The sequence below is a fragment of the Clostridium pacaense genome, from assembly GCF_020709765.2.
GTDB classification, from domain to species: Bacteria; Bacillota; Clostridia; order Lachnospirales; family Lachnospiraceae; genus Enterocloster; species Enterocloster hominis.
Genome location: NZ_JAJFEB020000008.1, coordinates 193,529 through 211,427, shown reverse-complemented (window position 1 = coordinate 211,427; position 17,899 = coordinate 193,529). Strand labels below are relative to the sequence as shown.

At 47.6% G+C, this 17,899-nt stretch carries 15 protein-coding genes; 9 read left to right on the top strand and 6 right to left on the bottom strand.

The features are described from left to right. The first annotated feature begins 307 nt into the window (after positions 1–307). Positions 308–2,644, top strand: coding sequence for a PAS domain-containing hybrid sensor histidine kinase/response regulator (locus LK536_RS44970; protein WP_227796206.1), 2,337 nt, complete (start codon positions 308–310; stop codon positions 2,642–2,644). Between the two features lie 314 nt (positions 2,645–2,958). On the opposite strand, the gene LK536_RS44965 is transcribed toward LK536_RS44970, so the two are convergent. Next, complete coding sequence (locus tag LK536_RS44965) at positions 2,959–3,732, bottom strand: LytTR family transcriptional regulator DNA-binding domain-containing protein (protein WP_227796207.1); 774 nt, start codon at positions 3,730–3,732, stop codon at positions 2,959–2,961. Between the two features lie 199 nt (positions 3,733–3,931). Between LK536_RS44965 and LK536_RS44960 the strand changes: the two genes are divergently transcribed. Next, complete coding sequence (locus tag LK536_RS44960) at positions 3,932–5,029, top strand: GGDEF domain-containing protein (RefSeq protein WP_227796208.1); 1,098 nt, start codon at positions 3,932–3,934, stop codon at positions 5,027–5,029. A 274-nt stretch (positions 5,030–5,303) separates the two neighbouring features. On the opposite strand, the gene LK536_RS44955 is transcribed toward LK536_RS44960, so the two are convergent. From LK536_RS44955 to LK536_RS44935, 5 genes are read right to left on the bottom strand one after another with little or no spacing between them, the layout of a single operon-like run. Next, a complete protein-coding gene (locus LK536_RS44955; RefSeq protein ID WP_165443057.1) occupies positions 5,304–6,665 on the bottom strand; it encodes a DUF4340 domain-containing protein in 1,362 nt (453 codons plus the stop codon). Next, the gene (locus tag LK536_RS44950) at positions 6,662–8,026 is read right to left on the bottom strand and encodes a GldG family protein (protein WP_227796209.1); all 1,365 of its coding nucleotides are present in this window, start codon (positions 8,024–8,026) and stop codon (positions 6,662–6,664) included. The genes LK536_RS44955 and LK536_RS44950 overlap by 4 nt, the downstream gene beginning before the upstream one ends. A 12-nt stretch (positions 8,027–8,038) precedes the next feature. Further along, positions 8,039–8,743, bottom strand: a complete 705-nt coding sequence (locus tag LK536_RS44945; protein ID WP_227796210.1) for an ABC transporter permease — start codon at positions 8,741–8,743, stop codon at positions 8,039–8,041. Continuing rightward, complete coding sequence (locus LK536_RS44940; RefSeq protein WP_227796211.1) at positions 8,724–9,695, bottom strand: ABC transporter ATP-binding protein; 972 nt, start codon at positions 9,693–9,695, stop codon at positions 8,724–8,726. Before LK536_RS44940 ends, LK536_RS44945 begins: the two co-directional genes overlap by 20 nt. Next, positions 9,688–10,593, bottom strand: coding sequence for an AraC family transcriptional regulator (locus LK536_RS44935; RefSeq protein ID WP_227796212.1), 906 nt, complete (start codon positions 10,591–10,593; stop codon positions 9,688–9,690). The genes LK536_RS44940 and LK536_RS44935 overlap by 8 nt, the downstream gene beginning before the upstream one ends. Positions 10,594–10,713: 120 nt before the next feature. On the opposite strand from LK536_RS44935, the gene LK536_RS44930 reads away from it, so the two are divergent. The 7 genes from LK536_RS44930 to LK536_RS44900 all read left to right on the top strand — a co-directional run bounded on the left by LK536_RS44930 (position 10,714) and on the right by LK536_RS44900 (position 17,724). Next, positions 10,714–11,826 (top strand): mannonate dehydratase, encoded by a 1,113-nt coding sequence (locus tag LK536_RS44930; RefSeq protein ID WP_008719061.1) that lies wholly within the window; start codon positions 10,714–10,716, stop codon positions 11,824–11,826. Next, on the top strand, positions 11,819–12,589 hold the full coding sequence (locus LK536_RS44925; protein ID WP_227796213.1) for an SDR family NAD(P)-dependent oxidoreductase: 771 nt from the start codon (positions 11,819–11,821) through the stop codon (positions 12,587–12,589). The genes LK536_RS44930 and LK536_RS44925 overlap by 8 nt, the downstream gene beginning before the upstream one ends. Positions 12,590–12,641: 52 nt before the next feature. Further along, positions 12,642–13,718, top strand: a complete 1,077-nt coding sequence (locus LK536_RS44920) for a C4-dicarboxylate TRAP transporter substrate-binding protein (RefSeq protein ID WP_025485964.1) — start codon at positions 12,642–12,644, stop codon at positions 13,716–13,718. Positions 13,719–13,827: 109 nt separating this feature from the next. Next, positions 13,828–14,328: a TRAP transporter small permease gene (locus LK536_RS44915; protein WP_008719056.1), complete on the top strand. Its 501-nt coding sequence runs from the start codon at positions 13,828–13,830 to the stop codon at positions 14,326–14,328. Next, positions 14,328–15,617: a TRAP transporter large permease gene (locus LK536_RS44910; RefSeq protein WP_025485965.1), complete on the top strand. Its 1,290-nt coding sequence runs from the start codon at positions 14,328–14,330 to the stop codon at positions 15,615–15,617. The genes LK536_RS44915 and LK536_RS44910 overlap by 1 nt, the downstream gene beginning before the upstream one ends. An 18-nt stretch (positions 15,618–15,635) precedes the next feature. Next, positions 15,636–17,033 (top strand): glucuronate isomerase, encoded by a 1,398-nt coding sequence (gene uxaC / locus LK536_RS44905; protein ID WP_008719052.1) that lies wholly within the window; start codon positions 15,636–15,638, stop codon positions 17,031–17,033. 28 nt (positions 17,034–17,061) lie between these two features. After that, on the top strand, positions 17,062–17,724 hold the full coding sequence (locus LK536_RS44900) for an RraA family protein (protein ID WP_025485967.1): 663 nt from the start codon (positions 17,062–17,064) through the stop codon (positions 17,722–17,724). Positions 17,725–17,899: the final 175 nt, after the last annotated feature.

The window sequence follows — 17,899 nt, the reverse complement described above, 5'->3', positions numbered from 1 at the left end:
GGACATGATTTTTACGGCATGTGGATATGGATTTCCGGCAGGATGCAGGAGTGTGGTCAGGGCATGGAATGTTTTCCCGGATACATTGTGAAAATATAGATTTTGTGCTATGATTAAAAAATTAAGAAAGTTTCTGCGCGGTTATGGGATTAGATATGTGACGTTGTAGTTAGTGTGGATGAATCTGTAAATAGGACTGGACGCGCAGCTATTATTTTGCTGTTCGAATAGCGGCAGAACAGCATGGAAGGGAATCATACAGATGGAATGGGATTTTCTAAATGCGGGTGTTGAGGAACAGGATTTAATGAGTATGTTGCAGGTCAGTGCCTGTAAAAATCTGTTGGATGAGCATTTTACTCTTGTACAGGCGAACGAGTCTTATTACAATTTAATTGGGTATACGAGGGAAGAGTATGAGACGCTCTATCAGAATCAGTGTGACCGGTATTATGCGGAAGATGAACCGGAGTGGAACAAGATACAAAAAATCATAGCAGAAGCCTTTGAGGCACACCAGACCGGATACAAACATCTGTCGCGCATGAGGAGAAAAAACGGGGCATTCATCTGGGTCAAGCTGATGGGGACTTTCTCCAGTGAATCCATCGGAGGATATGCGGTGGTAAACACAATAATCATGGATGTCAGCGATATCATGCAGACCCGTTCAGAGCATTCAGCGGATTATGATGATATTCCTGGACTTGTGGCGAGATACCGGGTTCCTAAAAACCTGGATCTCGAGATTCTTGGGGCGAACAATCGCTTCATGCAGTTCTTTGGGGACGATATCATGGAGCGCGGGAATACGCTATATCGGAGGAATCTGGAAAAGAACCTGCCTGTCTTGTTGGCTCACCGGAGCGAACTTTTGAATGGGGAACCGGTTTCCCTTGTGGCCCGGATGTACGGACAGCATGGAGAAGATGTCTGGCTTCAGACAAGCATGGTCTGTGTCGGGTGGCAGGGGGATGACCCCATTTACCTCACTATTTTTATTGATATTACCAACGAGACAGAACTGCGCGAGATGCAGAAAAAGCTGGAGCGGCAGGCGGAGGAATTAAAAGTATCATTGCAGTTAACTGAACAGGCGAGCCGGGCAAAATCGAACTTCTTTTCAAATATGTCCCATGACATCCGCACGCCCATGAATGCGATTATCGGAATGGCTAATATTGCGCGGTCCCATTTGGGCGATGATGAGAAGGTGGACAACTGCCTGAAAAAGCTACTCCTCTCCAGCAGGCATCTTCTGGGGCTTATCAATGATGTACTGGACATGAGCCGTATTGAGAGCGGGAAAATGACGGTCAGTCCGGCGCCGTTGTTTCTGCCGGAACTTTTGGAAAACGTAGTGGCAATCATGCAGCCTGACATAAAGGCGGCAGAACAACAGTTTTCAATCCATCTGAAAGGAATCATGCACGAATGGTTCTGTGCCGATGCCCTGCGGATGCGGCAGATTTTTATCAATATTTTATCAAACGCATCCAAATTCACTCCAGCACAAGGCAGTATCACAGTAGAGGTGGAGGAAGTCGGCAGTGAAGACCCGGGTACGGCTATCCTGCGTTTTTCATTTTCCGATACTGGAATCGGCATGAAGGAGGAATTCCTTGAGCATCTGTTTGAGTCGTTTTCAAGGGAACGGGACAGCCGTGTGGACAAAACGGAAGGGACCGGTCTTGGGATGGCAATTACCAAAAAGCTGGTGGAGTTGCTGGACGGGACCATCGAGGTCCACAGCCAGCCCGGGAAAGGATCCCTTTTCCAGGTCACGCTGCCGCTTCCGATTGTGGAAGCTCCGGACGATGGTGTATTCCCTGATTTGAATATCATGGTTGTGGACGATGACCATATGATTGGGGAGTATCTGGAGTCGGCTTTTAGGGAGCGCGGCGTCTGCGTGGGGAGGGCGGAATCAGGAGAGGAATCCATCGCAATGCTTGAAGCGGCCCGTCAGGAAGGCAGGAATTACGATGTGGTATTTTTAGATTGGAAAATGCCGAAAATGGACGGAACCCACACAGCGAAAGAAATCCGCTCCAGATTTGGCAGCAAAATACCAATCCTGATTGTCTCCGCTTACGACTGGGAGGATATTGAAGCTGAAGCCACGGCATGCGGTGTGGATGGTTTCATCTCAAAGCCATTGTTTTACTCCACGGTCTGCCAGGCGCTTAAAAAGTATGTGCTGGGAGAAAAAAACGGGTCTTTCCAGCAGGGGCGGGAAGAGCACCTCATGTTTACTGGCCGGCGTTTCCTGTTGGTGGAAGATAATGAACTGAACCGTGAAATCGCAATGGAACTTCTGAGGGAGGAGGGGGCCCAGATGGAGTATGCGGTTAACGGCGCGGATGGGATTAAAATGTTTGAACAGTCGCAGGAATACTTCTATGATTTAATCCTGATGGATGTGCGTATGCCGGTCATGGATGGATATGAGGCAACGAGGAGGATACGCGGCATGGAAAGAGGGGATGCAAAAAGTGTACCGATTCTAGCAATGACCGCAGACGCGTTTGCGGAGGATGTAGCCAGGACGAAGCAGTGCGGGATGAATGGGCATCTAACGAAGCCGTTGGAAGTACAGACGCTGAACCAGGAAATACGCAGGGCGTTGCAAAGCTGCCTTTAGGCGGAAAGGCTTGTCTAAGTCTTTGGCAGCTGGTCTGTATTTCTGCTGACTGCATGGCAGGTGCAAACGGAACCACCAAATTCTGGCTTGGGATTCTGAATAGATTGAAAAACCGTGACCGGGAACAGGGCAAACTGTAATTCCCGGCCATTTTATTCATCCGGCGTTCGTGGTATTACCAGAACCCACATCCGTGTTCATGAGGCTGGATGTGGGCAGTGCCCACAATCCGGTCTATACATATCTAATTCATATCAAAGGAGATCCGTATTAGGAAGCCTTTTGCTGACGGCTGGCGTTACGGTATCTTCATGTCAGTCATTACAATTCTTCATCATCCATTGTTTAAGATCCATATACCACTCCTTCCCAATAGGAAGTTTTGTTCCGTCTAAGAGCGTGGCCTGGTAGCGGCAGATTTCCCGAAGATGGGAAGAATTTACAAGATAGCTTTTGTGTATCCGAAGAAAGGGAGGGGACGTCAGCTTCTTCAAAGTGGTACGGCAGGAAAAGAAACCTGAGGTGGTAAAAATCTGACACACATTGTTATCAGCTTTAATATATCGTATCTCCTCTGGCAGCAGGTAGTGGATGCTTCCGGTTAAACTGCGGAAAGCCTGTTTTTTTGCCTCCGTGGTGTGTATCGGGGGACGGGAACAGGATGGCAATTCAAATATCCTGGACTGTGCGTCTGACTGTGACATGGGTTTTGCGTGGTTTGCATTGGCATGGAGCAACAGGAGACGGTCATTCTTTTGGCGCCAGACAAGCGTAAAGTGGATTCTCGAAACCTGCCTATTGATGGTTGCCGTGAAGCGCCCATATGTTATCCATAGACGGCGTTCATGGGATAATAATGCATACTCTTCTTCTGTAATACTTATGGGGAGCTGTTCTTGTATTTCTTCCTTTACACTTTCCAGAAAAGCGGTAATCCCTTTCATGTAAAGCGGTTCATAATCGCCCACCCAGACAAAGTCCCCGTCCAGCATTTCCAAAAACGGATTAATCTGTTTACTGATGAAATAGTGAATGGCCTCTTTTGTCCTATCAATAACCTCCTGTTCAGTATAGCGATGGTATTTCACTCCGTTTCCTCCTGTGCTGTGATTTCGTATTTTTATTATAATCCAATGTTGCTTAGATTGCAATTGAATGAAAGCAATAAAATTCCGTTTACAAATAATAATTACCGTTTACATATAACATTGACGATTTAAAAAAGCAGTGGTAAAATAAAGATAATGTTTTTTGTTCCGGCACAGTGGGAATGGAGCGTGAGCGCGAATGAAGCAGTCATTATGGGAAGGGACAGATCTTAACATTAAGACATCATTATCAAAGGAACAGTTACAGCAGGAAAATCAACGATTAAAGGCATTGTCAGAATTAGACGGACTGACAGGAATATATAACCGCATAACGATTGAACGGAAAATCAATGAGGCATTGGCCGCAAAACATAGCGGTGCCATGCTGCTCTTTGATTTGAATAATTTTAAAGATGTCAATGACCAGTATGGGCATATTGCAGGTGATGAACTGTTGCAGAATGTAGCTTATATACTGAAAAAAACAATGGGGAATAATATGGTGGCCCGCACCGGTGGGGATGAGTTTGTCATATTTTATCCCAATACCCTGGATATGGAAGAACTTGAACAGAAAAGACAGATGTTACAAAAACGGTTGGGACAGATAAAGATAAAAAACTCGAAACACTTTACATTGTCAGCGTCCTTCGGTGACGCTGTTTATATGGAGCGGGATGATTACATAAAGATGTTCAGCCGGGCTGACAAGTTATTGCTGCAAAATAAACAGGCACTTCACCATGTCCGTGCGCCGAAATCTCAAATGGCTGATCGGTTGAACAAAAGGGTTGAAATGGATACGAAACTCATTCGGTATGATTTACAGGAAAGTACTCCTGTGGAAGGGGCTTATTATCTGAGCTATGAGGTGTTTCAAGGCATATACCGCTTCCTGGAACGTGCCTTATGCCGTCAGGGTCATAAGGATGATTTGAAATCCTTTTATGTTATCTTATTTACACTGACAGAAAAGGAAGGGGGGATCCTGAAACCAGAGTACCGGGAGCAGGAGATGCTCTTGCTGAAGACCCAGATTCATGATAGTTTGCGGAGAAATGATGTATTTGTGCAGTACAGCAGTTGTCAATATCTGGTATTAGTGTCCGATGCGGATGCTGCAGGGGTAGAATTGATTTCAAGACGTGTTAAGGAACGGTTTTATGGAAATCAGCCAAAAAATACAGCGGATGTTATTTTACAACACAGCTTTCCATTACAGGCAAGCGAAACAAGGGGCAGCCAATCCGATTCAACGGCAGTTGGGACGGATGAGGCTGAGAAAAAAAGTTGAATTAACTGTTTTTCCGGCCCTTTGTCAATCGTTGGGGTGGGATTTGTCAAAATCCCGCCCCAGTTTTATGATATCTTGGCATGTGCATTAGTCAAACCGCATACCGCCAAATATATGAATCAATTCTGACTGGTTTTTCAAATGAAGCTTTTTAAGAAGGGCCGACTTTTGGTTATAGATTGTTTTTGGGGTTGACTTAAGTTTAATATCCCCGCCCAGCATCATTTTGAAAACAGAGTGTTCCGCGTCAGACAGATCAGAGAGTATGAGGGCGTTAATCATCAAATGATTTTCCAGTAAAGGCCTCAAAATAGGTTACGATATCCCGCAGTACGGAAGTATAGGTAAGAAAATCAATGTTCCCGTTTACCGATATGGCACACAGACGGTCTGAGACCGGAAGGAACTCTAGAATATCAGTCTGCCCATTGCGGAGGGTAAACGTCAGTGCCATGAAGGGGGCGGTGTTTACTATATCAGAGGATTCCATCAGGCCGGCAGCGGGGATGGCAGTGATGTGTTTATGGAAATCCGCCAGCATCTGGTAATCATAAACCTGGTTCCCTGCCCTGCCTTCCAGATAAATGCCGTCGCCTGAGATTTGGATTTCCTGCGATTCCCCATTCTTTGAGATGGTTAAGGAGGAAATATCAGCCAGATTTCTGGAATACACGGAATTACTTAAGAATTCCATATAGTCCTGTGTCATGAAGCTTACAAGCCCTGCGGGAATGCTGCAGATTTGTGAAGTTTGCCTGGACATACAGTACCAACGGTCGCCGTCAGCAGGTGAAAAGTAAGAGACGTATTCGTTTCCGTCAATTACGGCCGTCAGGGTTATGGATGGATGGTCCAAACCATATTCACTTGGTGATGCAAAATCAGACAGGAAAGTATCTGGAACCAGTTTTAGAAATGGTTCCATTATTTTTTTATAAGCAGTCTGCCAGTCCAGAGGAAGCTGTACCGGTTCTGACAGGTGATAGAGGCTTCCGGAATCATCGGCGCCCCGGAGGATGGACCACGTGCGCCCGTCACAGGTTACCTGCAGCTTTTCAAGCTTTTCAAGCTGGTCCGCTGCAAGCGGGGGATATAAATCTAAAATCCTGAGCTGGGAAAGGGACTGGGTTAACATGGAGGTATCATCCGGGCTGATAAGATAAACGGTGTCATCATGTTCCGTCTTTGCATAACAGGAGCCATCGATTGGATTCTTATTACCAAGATAGAACCGCATGGTTTCCCCCTGGGCGGGAATCAGACTGATGGATGAAGAGGGGGTATCAAGTCCATATTGGGATAAAGAGTAATCTGTATCCTGTGAGGGGTGAATGATCCGCAATGCGGACAGATGGCATATTTTGTATACAAGGGCAGAAAGCTTTTGCTGGGAGTAACCATCTGACGCCTGATTAAGGAGTTCAATTCCGGTCGGATGCAGAATCAATCCGATTGAATCAGTGGAGTGGTTGATGGCAATGGCATTGATGCTGCTTACAGGGAAATCTGTTATAGGCGGTAGTTCAGGGCTGTCCAGGTGGCCCTGGCTGGAATGGAACAAGAGAAACAGCAGCAGGAAGACAAGGCCTATGGACAGGCCGGACAATACATGATTCCATTTTTTGATTGTACTCATAGATGTTTCCTCCGCCTGCGGATGCATATACCGGTTATGAAAACACTGGCTGGAAGGACCATGATGAATACAGCAGTCATAACAGCCCCCTGATAGGATAATACGGTTATGGGCTTCTGGTCCAGGGATTTTACCGGTATGTTCAGTTGAAAATCAGTTTCAGTACACCAGTTTACGGCCTGTAAAAGAAAGTCACGGTTAGCAGTGCTGGGTGAATCCATCTGGAAATCGTTATAAATTCCTTTGCTGCCGATGACTATCATCCGGGCGGTATTACCGGCTGACAATTGCTTTTCAGCAGAGAGCGCGAGGGTAAAAGGGCCATTTCCTCCGCTCTTTTGGGTGTTTTTAACCGTTGCATTGGGTGAAGAATAAAGTATTTTGGATGTAGTCACAGTACCTTGCCGGATGAAAAGCTGGTTTAATGGCGTACAGACAGGGAGGATGGGGTAGATACGGGAGTTCCCTAATGTCTGGTTTATGGGATGGGAAGCATAGACAGGTACGATATGGGTTGCATTTGCATCCGCATTAAGCCTGGAATCCTCTATTATCCCATTGGTTGTCCCAATCCCCCATTCTTCCAGATAACCGGAGAGTGTGGGAAGAAGTTCAGCGGTATCTGGTGGAAGGAAGGCCAGAATCCGGCCTCCGCATGTAAGGTACTGCTCTAATTTCCCAATCTCCATATCGGAAAAGTCCCTGGATGGTGCGGCGAGAATAAACAGGGAGGTATCCTCCTGAATATCCTGAAGGGATAGCGCTGTATGGTCAATATAGTAGTTATTCTGTTCAAAAAGGTTGATGAGGGCATCGGAGGGCTTTTCGCCATGTCCGTCAGAAAAACTGACAATTCCAACCTGCTCCCGTGAAACATAGAGTATGGCACTGGTCAGCATCTGTTCGGCGGCTATGCCGGTAACTGTCCCGGAAGGGCCGGTCGTAAACATATCCTCAAGCGCAAGGACCTTTGTTGCAGAGGGACCGGAGACAACCATATTGTCCATGGCGGCACTATATCCTTTGTTTTTTAAATCCTCTGCAATGGCAGGGTTTATATAAGGGTCTATATATCCTACCTCCAGATTGGAACCGGCGGTATCATACCGGTCCAGGATTTCGCGCATAATTGGCAGAAAGGCTTCCCTGGAATTTAATACGGTTATGGTAACGGGTGATGTCAGGGATGAAACTGTGTCCTTCGTGGTATCGGTCAGATGGTAGAAATGGCTGGCTGTCATATCAAGCCTGAGTCCGAATTGTTTTTCAGCATGGTCAGCGGCTATGTTAGACAGTATCATAACTGCGGCTGCCAGTAATGCTGCACTTTTGATATAAAAGGCCGATGTGAATGGTTTCATTTCATTCCCCTCCTAGCAGATGCGGCGCCGTTCCTGCATCAATATGGTAAAAAAGAGAAACAGGAAAGCAATGCTGATGTAATAGGTGACAGAGGTCAAGGACAGGAGTCCCATGGAAAATTCCACAAATTTCGATGATAAGGACAGATAGGAAGCCAGCGCCTTGAGGGGGGATGAGGACAGGAAGGTTCCTATATATCCGATGAGCCATAACCCCATAAGGATGCTGTAGCTGATGACCCCGGCCACCACCTGGCTGTCAGTGACGGAACTTATGAACAGACCAATGGATATGAAGGCCGATGCGGCCAAAATAGTTCCGGCCAGGCTGCCTGACAGGAGATAAGGGTCAAATTGTCCATAGGCGGCAAGAATTGCGCCATATATCAGGCTGACAGACTGTCCGATGGCAAAGACCGTGAGGACAGCCAGGAATTTCCCTGTTACAATTCCAGGGCCGGATACGGGAGAGGACATTAAAAGCTGGTTGGTTCCTGTTTTCTGTTCCTCTGCAAAAGAACGCATGGTCAGCATGGGAAGAAGGAACATGCCCACTTGGACCATGGATGAAAAATAATTTTTCATATCCCCGTTACCTGACAGCAGGTTTCCAGTCACAAAGTAATATCCGCTGATCATCAGGAATATGGACAGATAAACATAACCGGACATGGTATGGAAATATCCGCCCAGCTCTTTACGATAAATTGCTTTCATGGGAAGCCTCCTTATGACGTCTGTCCTGGGTAAGCTGCAGAAATACCTGTTCCAGCCCTTGCTCTAATGGTTTCAGTACATAGATGGATGCCCCGGCTTCCTGGATCAGCAAAGGAAGTTTCTGATAGAAAAGGCTTTCATCATCAGGGGAGAGGATATAATCCCATCTTCCTTCCAGGACAGACCCGCAGCTTTCCACATTCCATAGGCCGCATTCATGGGCCAGACGGGGAAGGAGTATCTTCGGGAGCGCAGAAGTACACAGGTAAATACGGCTGGCGGAATCTCCGGTATGAAGCAGCCTTTCCGGTGTATCATCAGCAACCAGATGGCCGTTGCTTAGTATGATGATACGGCTGCAGACAGCCGTAATCTCGGAAAGGATATGGGAACTGAGTATGATGGTACGCTCTTTTCCCAGTTCTGATATGACATTGCGCAGCTCGATAATCTGTCCGGGATCCATCCCGACCGTCGGCTCGTCCAGAATGATGAGGGGAGGATTGCCGAGAATGGCCTGGGCAAACCCCACCCTCTGGCGATAGCCCTTTGAAAGGTTTTCAATCAGACGGTGTCTGACACCCGTTATATTCAGTTTCCTGCATGCATCATCCACTGCATCAGGACAGTCAGCAGCGGGGATAGCCCGGAGCCGTGACGCGAATGTCAACTGTTCTTCTACCGTCATGTCAGGATAAACAGGAGGAATCTCAGGAAGATATCCAAGCTTTCCTTTGGCTTGTTCCGGATCTGTTGCAATATCGGCCCCATCTATCAGGACCTGTCCCGAGGATGCGGCCAGGCATCCGGTCATGATGCCCATGGTTGTGGATTTTCCGGAACCGTTATGGCCTAAGAGACCTACTATTTCTCCGCGGCCCACGGAAAAGCTGATATCCTCAATTGCCATGGATTTCCCATAATATTTTGTGAGGGATTGAACTTCAAGCATTATCTGCAGTACTCCTTTGCTCATTATCAGATTGTGTTAACGGCTGCTCAGGTAATATGGAGGGATGATACTGTGAACAAAACTGTTTTGGCGAGATTCCATAAGTATTACGGAAGGTGTGGTAAAAACGGCTGGGACTGCAAAAACCAGATTCGTATGCAATATCTGTCACGGAATAGTCTGAGTGCAGAAGCAGGTTGATGGCGTAATTGAGCCTCTGCCTGTTCAGGTAAAACGTTGGCGCCATGTCAAAACAGCGTTTAAAGGTACGGCAGATATGTTCCTTACTATATCCGGTGTGTTCACAGAAGAAATCCAGCCCCTCGCTGCGGTGTTCACCAGTCTGCCACAGGGTAAGGGCGGAAGCCAGCCATTGGGGAATGGACTGGTGGATATGATTGGAATGTAAAGAGGGCAGGAAATAGTGGGTAACCACATCAAAGAGTATGCTACGCAGGGTAGTCCTGATTTTTTCACATTCATTGGGGGGAATGGTGTTAAGCAGCTGCATCTTTTCCTGGATATTTAAAAGCTCCGGTCGGCTTAGCTGGACAGGAGGAACGTAGGGCAGCTGTTTTAAACCATCCCGTTCTTTTTCATTGCATAGGTAGTCAAACAGTGCGTCAATCGTTGCGGAGGGAAACGCCAGATTGATATGGGCATTGTCCTTCCCTGACTTGGAATGGATATCACCGGGACGGATTAACGCCATCCCTCCGGGCTGCAGGGTGAAACGGTTCCCGCATATCTGCAGGTTCAGGTTTCTGTAAGTTACAAGGACAATCTCATAGAAATCATGGACCTGAGGATATTGGGAAGGGTCAAGCTGTGTATGGAAGCGGTAGTGTGACTCGGTGCGGGGGTCTATGAGATTTATATCATTGATAATATTCAACATAAAATATACTCCTGTTTTTTGTTATATATCAATATATAGCACAAATTTGATAAAATGCAAGAGGTATTTTTAAAGGCTTTGCGGTATACTTGGGACATAACGGAGAAAGGGGACGGATATATGGCTGAGATTAAACTGGGATTGGGATTATACCGCCATATGCTGACAGATGAATACTTTGCCTTTGCCAGGCAATGTGGCTGTACCCATCTGATTGTCCATCTGGCTGATTACTATTCAAATCAGATTGTCACGGCAACAAATGATAAAGTGAATTACGGGGAGGCAAAGGCCCTGGAAGGGATTTGGGAGGAAGACTCGATGATTGCCCTTCAGGAAAAAGCGGGGCAGCACGGCCTGACTATTTATGGGATTGAGAATTTCAGTCCGGCGGACTGGTATGATGTCCTGCTGGATGGCCCGGAAAGGGCGCGTCAGATGGAACATCTTAAGGAAATCATATGCAATGCGGGGAAGGCAGGAATTCATTCCTTTGGATATAATTTCAGTCTGGCAGGCGTATGGGGGCACCAGAAAGAACGCTCATGCCGCGGCGGGGCGTATGGGACATGTTTCGACGCATCCAGGATTAAGGTGGATTCACCAATTCCAAAAGGAGAAATCTGGAATATGACCTATGCCAAATCCGACGGCAGCGCTATTGCTCCGGTTTCTTCCGAAGAACTTTGGGACAGGCTGGAACGTTTCCTTAGGGAGATACTTCCCGTAGCTGAAGAGGCAGGGGTGGAGATGGCCCTGCATCCGGATGATCCGCCATTTGAAGGGTTGAGACAGACGCCCCGGCTGGTATATCAGCCTGAGCTATATCAGAAGGTAATTGATATCAGCAGCAGCCCATCCAACAAATTGGAATTCTGTATGGGCAGTATCCAGGAGATGACCCATGGAAATATCTACGATGCCATAAGGCAATATGGCGGGCAAAAGCGTATCAGCTATATACATTTTAGGAATGTAAAAGGGAAAGTCCCTAAATACAATGAAGTATTTGTCGACGACGGGGACATTGATATGCTTAAAGCACTGGCCCTGTTGGAACAGTGCGGATTCGATGGTGTAATCGTGCCGGACCATACGCCGGAAATATTATGCGGTGCGCCATGGCATGCGGGAATGGCATTTGCACTGGGATATATGAGGTCTGCCATGCAGATGATGGAACGGGGACTGATGATGCATGTACTGGAAGAAGGTGAGGGGAGACATGAATGACGGAATGATGGAAGCATTTGGACTGAAAGGCCATGTTGCACTTATCACGGGAGGGGGAAGCGGTCTGGGACTGGCCATGGCAGAGTGTCTTGCGGCAGCGGGCGCCCAGGTGGTGATAGCAGGACGGCGCAGGCAGGTATTGGATGAAGCCTGTGCCCATCTGGGTGACAGCGCTGCCGGCATTGAATATGATGTGACGGATACTGGCAGGGCAGGGGAAATCATAAAGGAAATCGTAAACCGTTATGGAAGGCTGGATATCCTGATTAACAATGCGGGGGTACATTGCAAAAAGGCTGTGGAGGATGTGACAAGAGAGGATCTGCAGTCCGTACTGGATGTCCATCTCTTCGGCGCTTACGCCCTTACCCAGGCGGCGATTCCATACATGAGGGCGAATAAGCAGGGGAGTGTCATTTTCATCTCGTCCATGTCCGCGGTTATGGGAATGACGAATGTAACTGCCTATTCCGCAGCAAAGGCAGCTGTCCTGGGGCTGGTAAAAACCATATCAGGAGAAGTTGCAAAAGACGGCATAAGGGTCAATGCAATTGTACCGGGCTTTATTGATACGCCTATGTTCCATCAGGCAACAGACAAAGACCCGGAGCGCCAGAAAAAGATTCTGGGCCATACGCCCATGGAATGCTATGGATTGCCAAAGGATGTTGGATGGGCGGCAGTATATCTTTCAGGAGCGGCTTCCAGATTTGTGACAGGAACAGCGCTGATGGTTGACGGGGGATGTTCAATCGGTTTCTGATTTTATTTAGAAAACGATGCAAATTTATCATAACAAACAAGGAGGAAAAAAAGTGAAAAAGAGAATGGTGATGGTTCTTATGGCGGCAATGACAGTATCCATGTTATCCGGATGCGGTTCAAAGGGAACAGGCGCGCCTGCAGCAGGGGAGGCCAGGACAGAGGCGGCAGATGCAGGTGACAAAAAAGGAGACGATACAAAAACAGAAGCGCCTGAAGCGGTTGAAAAAGTATCCATTAAGTTTGGGAATACCCAGGGGGAAGAGGATATCCAGACCAAATCGCTTCATGAGGTAGCAGACCGGTTGTCAAAGGCTTCAGGAGGTGGGTTCACGGCTGAAGTCTACGGAAGTTCAGCCTTAGGGGATACGGATGATTTAACAGAACAGGCGATGCAGGGAGCTGCTATCCTTACCATATCCGATCCCAGCCGTCTCGCATCCTTTGTAAAAGATTACGGTATGCTTCAGATGCCGTATCTTTTAGATGATTATACCCAGCTGGATAAAATCATGGAAACGGATTTATATGCTAAGTGGGAACAGGAATTCTCAGATCAGGGAATCTGGCTGGTTACATCCAACTGGTTTTCAGGTACCAGAAACTTCTGCCTGAACAAAGAAGTGAAAAAACCGGAGGATCTGTCAGGGCAGCGTATCCGGACCATTGGAAATGAATTGTGTACGTCTTCCGTGGATGCCATGGGAGCAGTTGCAACGCCTATGAGCTGGAGCGAAGTGTACACTTCCATTCAGCAGAAGGCATTGGATGGTGCGGAGGTTCAGACCCCATCCTTCTATGCCACACGCCTGTGGGAAGTATGCAGCTATATTAATAAAACAGAGCATTTCCAGCTCATTGGTTCTGCTGTCACCGGGACAAAGTTCAGGGATTCCCTGTCAGATGAATATAGGGAACTGTTTACCGATACCTTTAAGGAGGTGGGCACTGAATATCAGACAAAATGCGCCGACTTATCAGAGCAGTATGAGAAGGAAATGGTTGAAAAATATGGCGTTACCATTAATGATGATGTGGATGTCGAGGCATTTAAGGCGGCAACCGCCCCTGTATATGATAAGCTTGGATATAAGGAAGTAAGGGAGCAGCTGATGGCTGAGATGAAGTAGGAACCGGTAAGGCCGGTAACATACCGGCGGGCGGAGCCCTGGAAAATGTGGAAAGCATGGATTTTTCAGGCTCCGCCTTTTGTTTCTGCTTAATTATGGAGGGATACAGATGAAAAAATTATACCGGGGTTTTTGTAAACTGGAGGAAATCATAAGCTGTGTATTTTTCTTTAGCATGGTGCTGCTGGTATTTCTGTCAGCCATTGCCAGGCTGATCCAGCATCCGTTGGCCTGGAGCATTGATGTGTCGCAGCTGCTTTTGGCCTGGACCGCATTCCTGGGAGCCGATGTGGCGTTCAGGCGGGGAAAACTGGTGGGCCTGGACCTGCTCACAAGAAAGATGCCCCATAGGGTTCAGGATGGCCTGACGCTTGTGATTCAGGTCCTTATCCTGATTGCATTTATCATTTTCATTATTTTTGGGTTCAGACTTAGTGCAGATAGCTGGAAGCGCGCATTTCAGACGCTTCCAATCAGTTATTCCTATGTTACACTGAGCCTTCCGGTTTCTTCTGTATTCATGACAGTGACAGCCATCCTTAAAATCAGGGAAACCGTGAAGCGCCTGACCGGCAGGGGAGCAGCAGGCATGGAAGGGGGAAATGCATAATGTCAGTGCTATTAGTATCATTTTTGTTTCTGCTTGTAATAGGAATGCCCGTTGCTTTTGTAATAGGAATATCGGGCCTGGCATTTTTTGCCGTGACACCGGACATTCCATTTTCCATAACGGTTCAGAGAATTGTAGCCCAGACCCAGTCCTATTCCTTCCTGGCAGTCCCGTTTTTTATTTTTGCCGGGAATTTGATGAACGAGTCAGGAATCACCAAGCGTATCCTTAAGTTTGCTTCCCTTCTTACACGGCGCATGTATGGCGGTATGGCACAGGTGTCGGTTGTCATGAGCACAATGATGGGAGGGGTCTCGGGGTCCGCCACGGCAGATGCCGCGATGGAGACAAGGATTCTGGGCCCGGAAATGATGAAACGCGGATATAGCAAAGGATATATTACAGCAGTTAACTGTCTGACTGGCCTGATAACAGCGACCATACCTCCCAGCCTTGGATTGATCCTATATGGTTTTATCGGCGAGGTTTCAATCGGACGGCTGTTTTGTGCAGGAATAGTACCAGGCGTCATCATGATGTTTGTATTAATGCTGACAGTGAAGATTACATCCACCAAAAAGGGATTTGAGAAGCCAGGTCCAGAGATACCGAGGATTACATGGGGGGAGGTATGGCATGGACTGCGGGAATCCATCTGGGCGCTGATGTTTCCTGTCATCCTGATTGTAGGAATCCGCTTCGGGGTCTGTACGCCTTCTGAGGCAGGAGCCTTTGCTGTTATCTATGCAATCCTGGTTGGGGCATTTGTATATCACGAGTTTACGGTTAAGGGATTTATAGGGGCGCTGAGGACCTCCCTTATGGATACTGCGGCGGTAATGCTGATTATCACACTGTCAGGTCCTTTCAGCTATGCGGTTACGTATGTAAACCTGCCGCAGAAGCTGGCGTCAGTTATTTTTGGAATTACAGAGAATCCACAGATTCTTGTTATCGTAATCCTGATTTTCCTGTTTGTTGCCGGGATGTTCCTGGACAGTAACGTGAATTTCCTGCTTTTGACGCCTATTTTCCTTCCAATGGTAACAAAACTGGGAGTTGATCCGGTACACTTTGGAGTACTGATGGCCACCATCGTTACCATGGGGGTGATGACTCCGCCCGTGGGATCCGCCTTATATACGGTATGCGGGATACTGGACTGTCCCATAGAGGAATATACAAAAGAAGCCCTGCCCTTCTTTCTGGCAATCATGCTTGAGATGATTGTCCTGGTATTCTTCCCGCAGATTGTGCTGTTCCTGCCCAATCTTGTATATGGCGTCTGATGAATGAGGAGGAGTGGTATGAGGAGATTCATGGATGAAGATTTTATGCTTTATAATGATACGGCTAAGAGACTGTATCACCGATATGCGCAAACCCTGCCCATATTCGACTATCACTGCCATCTGAGCGCAAGGGAAATCTATGAGAACAGGCCAGCGGATAATATTGCCCAGTTATGGCTGGGGGGTGACCATTATAAGTGGAGGGCCATGAGGGCCAATGGAATCAGCGAAGAACGGATTACAGGAAGCGCCAGTGATTATGAGAAGTTTGAGGCCTATGCAGAAACGCTGCCATATGCAGCGGGGAATCCCCTGTATCATTGGAGCCATCTGGAATTGCAGCGGTATTTTCATATTGATAAGGTATTAGGACCGTCAACCTGCCGGGAAATATGGGAGGAGGCCAATGCGGCCATACAGTCAGGCGGTTTTACACCCAGAAGATTGATTATGTCATCCAATGTTTATGGTATGTGTACCACAGAGGACCCGGCCGATTCGCTGGAGTATCATAGGAAGCTGGCAGAGGAGGGCTTTCCTGTAAAAGTACTTCCTGCAATGAGGCCTGACAGTGCGCTGGAGATAGAAAAGAAACCGTGGCGTGATTATATGAGAAAGCTTGGCAGCGTGTCCGGTGTGGAGATACGCAGCTTTCAAGATTTGAAAAATGCGTTAGAAATCAGGATGGATGCATTCGGTGCAAGTGGATGTGTGGCGGCAGACCATGGGTTTGAACGGTTTATGTGGGCGCCGGTTCCTGAAGCTGCGGCAGAGGAGATTTTTAGGAGGGCAATTGAAGGAGAAGACTTGGGGCAGGAGGAAGTGGATGCCTATAAGTCAGCACTGATGGTCTGGCTGGGCCGGGAATACAGCCGGAGGAAATGGGCAATGGAACTTCATATGGGACCGGTCCGTTCACGCAATACCAGGATGGTAGCCTGTGTAGGGGAAGCCACGGGATTTGACTCAATCGGGGATCATCCCTTGGCGGTTCCCCTGGCCGCCTATATGGATGAATTGGAAAAAACACGGCAGCTTCCGAAAACCATCCTGTTTTCCATCAATAACCGGGACAATATGGTTCTGGCAACCATGGCCGGTAATTTCCAGGATAGCAGTGTTCCATCCAAGATTCAGATGGGAACAGCCTGGTGGTTCCAGGATCACCGTGACGGGATGGAAGAGCAGATGAAGAATCTTGCCAACGAAGGGCTGTTGGGCAGGTTTATCGGAATGCTGACAGACAGCAGAAGCTTCCTGTCCTATCCGCGTCATGAATATTTCCGCCGTATTTTGTGCAATTTAGTTGGAAATTGGGTGGAAATGGGAGAATTTCCGGAGGATGAGGACATACTGAAAAAAATGATTTCAGATATCAGCTTTTACAATGCGAAAGCATATTTTGATGTATGAATACATGGTTTAAAACGGAGGATATCAGATGAAAAGCTGGAATAACGAGGAAGATATGTTCAGCCTCATGAAGGAAAAACTGTATACCCCGGTAGTGGGGGACATCCTGGACGTGATGGGATATACACATCAGTTCCTGCCGCAGTATATACGGCCGCTGAAGGAGCATATGAAACTGGCGGGGAAGGCGTGTACGGTTTTGGAATGCGATGTGTTCAGCCCGCAGAAAAAACCATTTGGCCTGCTGACGGAAGCCCTGGACCAGCTGGAAAAGAATGAGATATATATTGCCACCGGCGCGCATAACAGCGCTTTATGGGGAGAACTTTTGACAGCAGCAGCAAAAATGAGGGGAGCGTCCGGGGCAGTACTCGATGGCTGCCATAGGGATACACCACAGGTCCTTGCGCAGGATTTTCCTGTCTTTAGTCAAGGATGCTGGGCGCAGGACTCCAGTATCCGTACATATGTGTTGGAGTTCAGATGCCCGGTTGAAATCGGACAGGTGACGGTTATGGACGGGGATATTATATTTGGGGATATAGATGGCGTTCTTGTAATCCCCAGGCAGGTACATGAGGAAGTGATTGAAAAAGCACTGGAAAAAGCTGCTGGTGAAAAGAGGGTCCGTAAGGCGATTGAGGAAGGAATGTCGGCCACGGAAGCATTTGCACATTTTGGGATATTATAAATTTGAAACTCAAGGCCCTGGGAGAGAAACCTCCTGGGGTTTTTGTCAAATTTGAAGGCTGTTAAGAAATTAGGATTTTGGAGGAAAAGATAAAAGAATCCTAGGAACCGCCACATGCCTGATCCTGACCAGGCGAGGGCAGGACCGTGCGGTTTGCCAGGTCCGCCGTGGATTT

Excerpts from the sequence above, each read along its gene's own strand:
- LK536_RS44970 (WP_227796206.1), top strand. The coding sequence starts at position 308 with ATGAGTATGTTGCAGGTCAGTGCCTGTAAAAATCTGTTGGATGAGCAT.
- LK536_RS44960 (WP_227796208.1), top strand. The coding sequence starts at position 3,932 with ATGAAGCAGTCATTATGGGAAGGGACAGATCTTAACATTAAGACATCA.
- LK536_RS44955 (WP_165443057.1), bottom strand. The coding sequence starts at position 6,665 with ATGAGTACAATCAAAAAATGGAATCATGTATTGTCCGGCCTGTCCATA.
- LK536_RS44950 (WP_227796209.1), bottom strand. The coding sequence starts at position 8,026 with ATGAAACCATTCACATCGGCCTTTTATATCAAAAGTGCAGCATTACTG.
- LK536_RS44945 (WP_227796210.1), bottom strand. The coding sequence starts at position 8,743 with ATGAAAGCAATTTATCGTAAAGAGCTGGGCGGATATTTCCATACCATG.
- LK536_RS44940 (WP_227796211.1), bottom strand. The coding sequence starts at position 9,695 with ATGCTTGAAGTTCAATCCCTCACAAAATATTATGGGAAATCCATGGCA.
- LK536_RS44935 (WP_227796212.1), bottom strand. The coding sequence starts at position 10,593 with ATGTTGAATATTATCAATGATATAAATCTCATAGACCCCCGCACCGAG.
- LK536_RS44930 (WP_008719061.1), top strand. The coding sequence starts at position 10,714 with ATGGCTGAGATTAAACTGGGATTGGGATTATACCGCCATATGCTGACA.
- LK536_RS44925 (WP_227796213.1), top strand. The coding sequence starts at position 11,819 with ATGAATGACGGAATGATGGAAGCATTTGGACTGAAAGGCCATGTTGCA.
- LK536_RS44915 (WP_008719056.1), top strand. The coding sequence starts at position 13,828 with ATGAAAAAATTATACCGGGGTTTTTGTAAACTGGAGGAAATCATAAGC.
- LK536_RS44910 (WP_025485965.1), top strand. The coding sequence starts at position 14,328 with ATGTCAGTGCTATTAGTATCATTTTTGTTTCTGCTTGTAATAGGAATG.
- uxaC (WP_008719052.1), top strand. The coding sequence starts at position 15,636 with ATGAGGAGATTCATGGATGAAGATTTTATGCTTTATAATGATACGGCT.
- LK536_RS44900 (WP_025485967.1), top strand. The coding sequence starts at position 17,062 with ATGAAAAGCTGGAATAACGAGGAAGATATGTTCAGCCTCATGAAGGAA.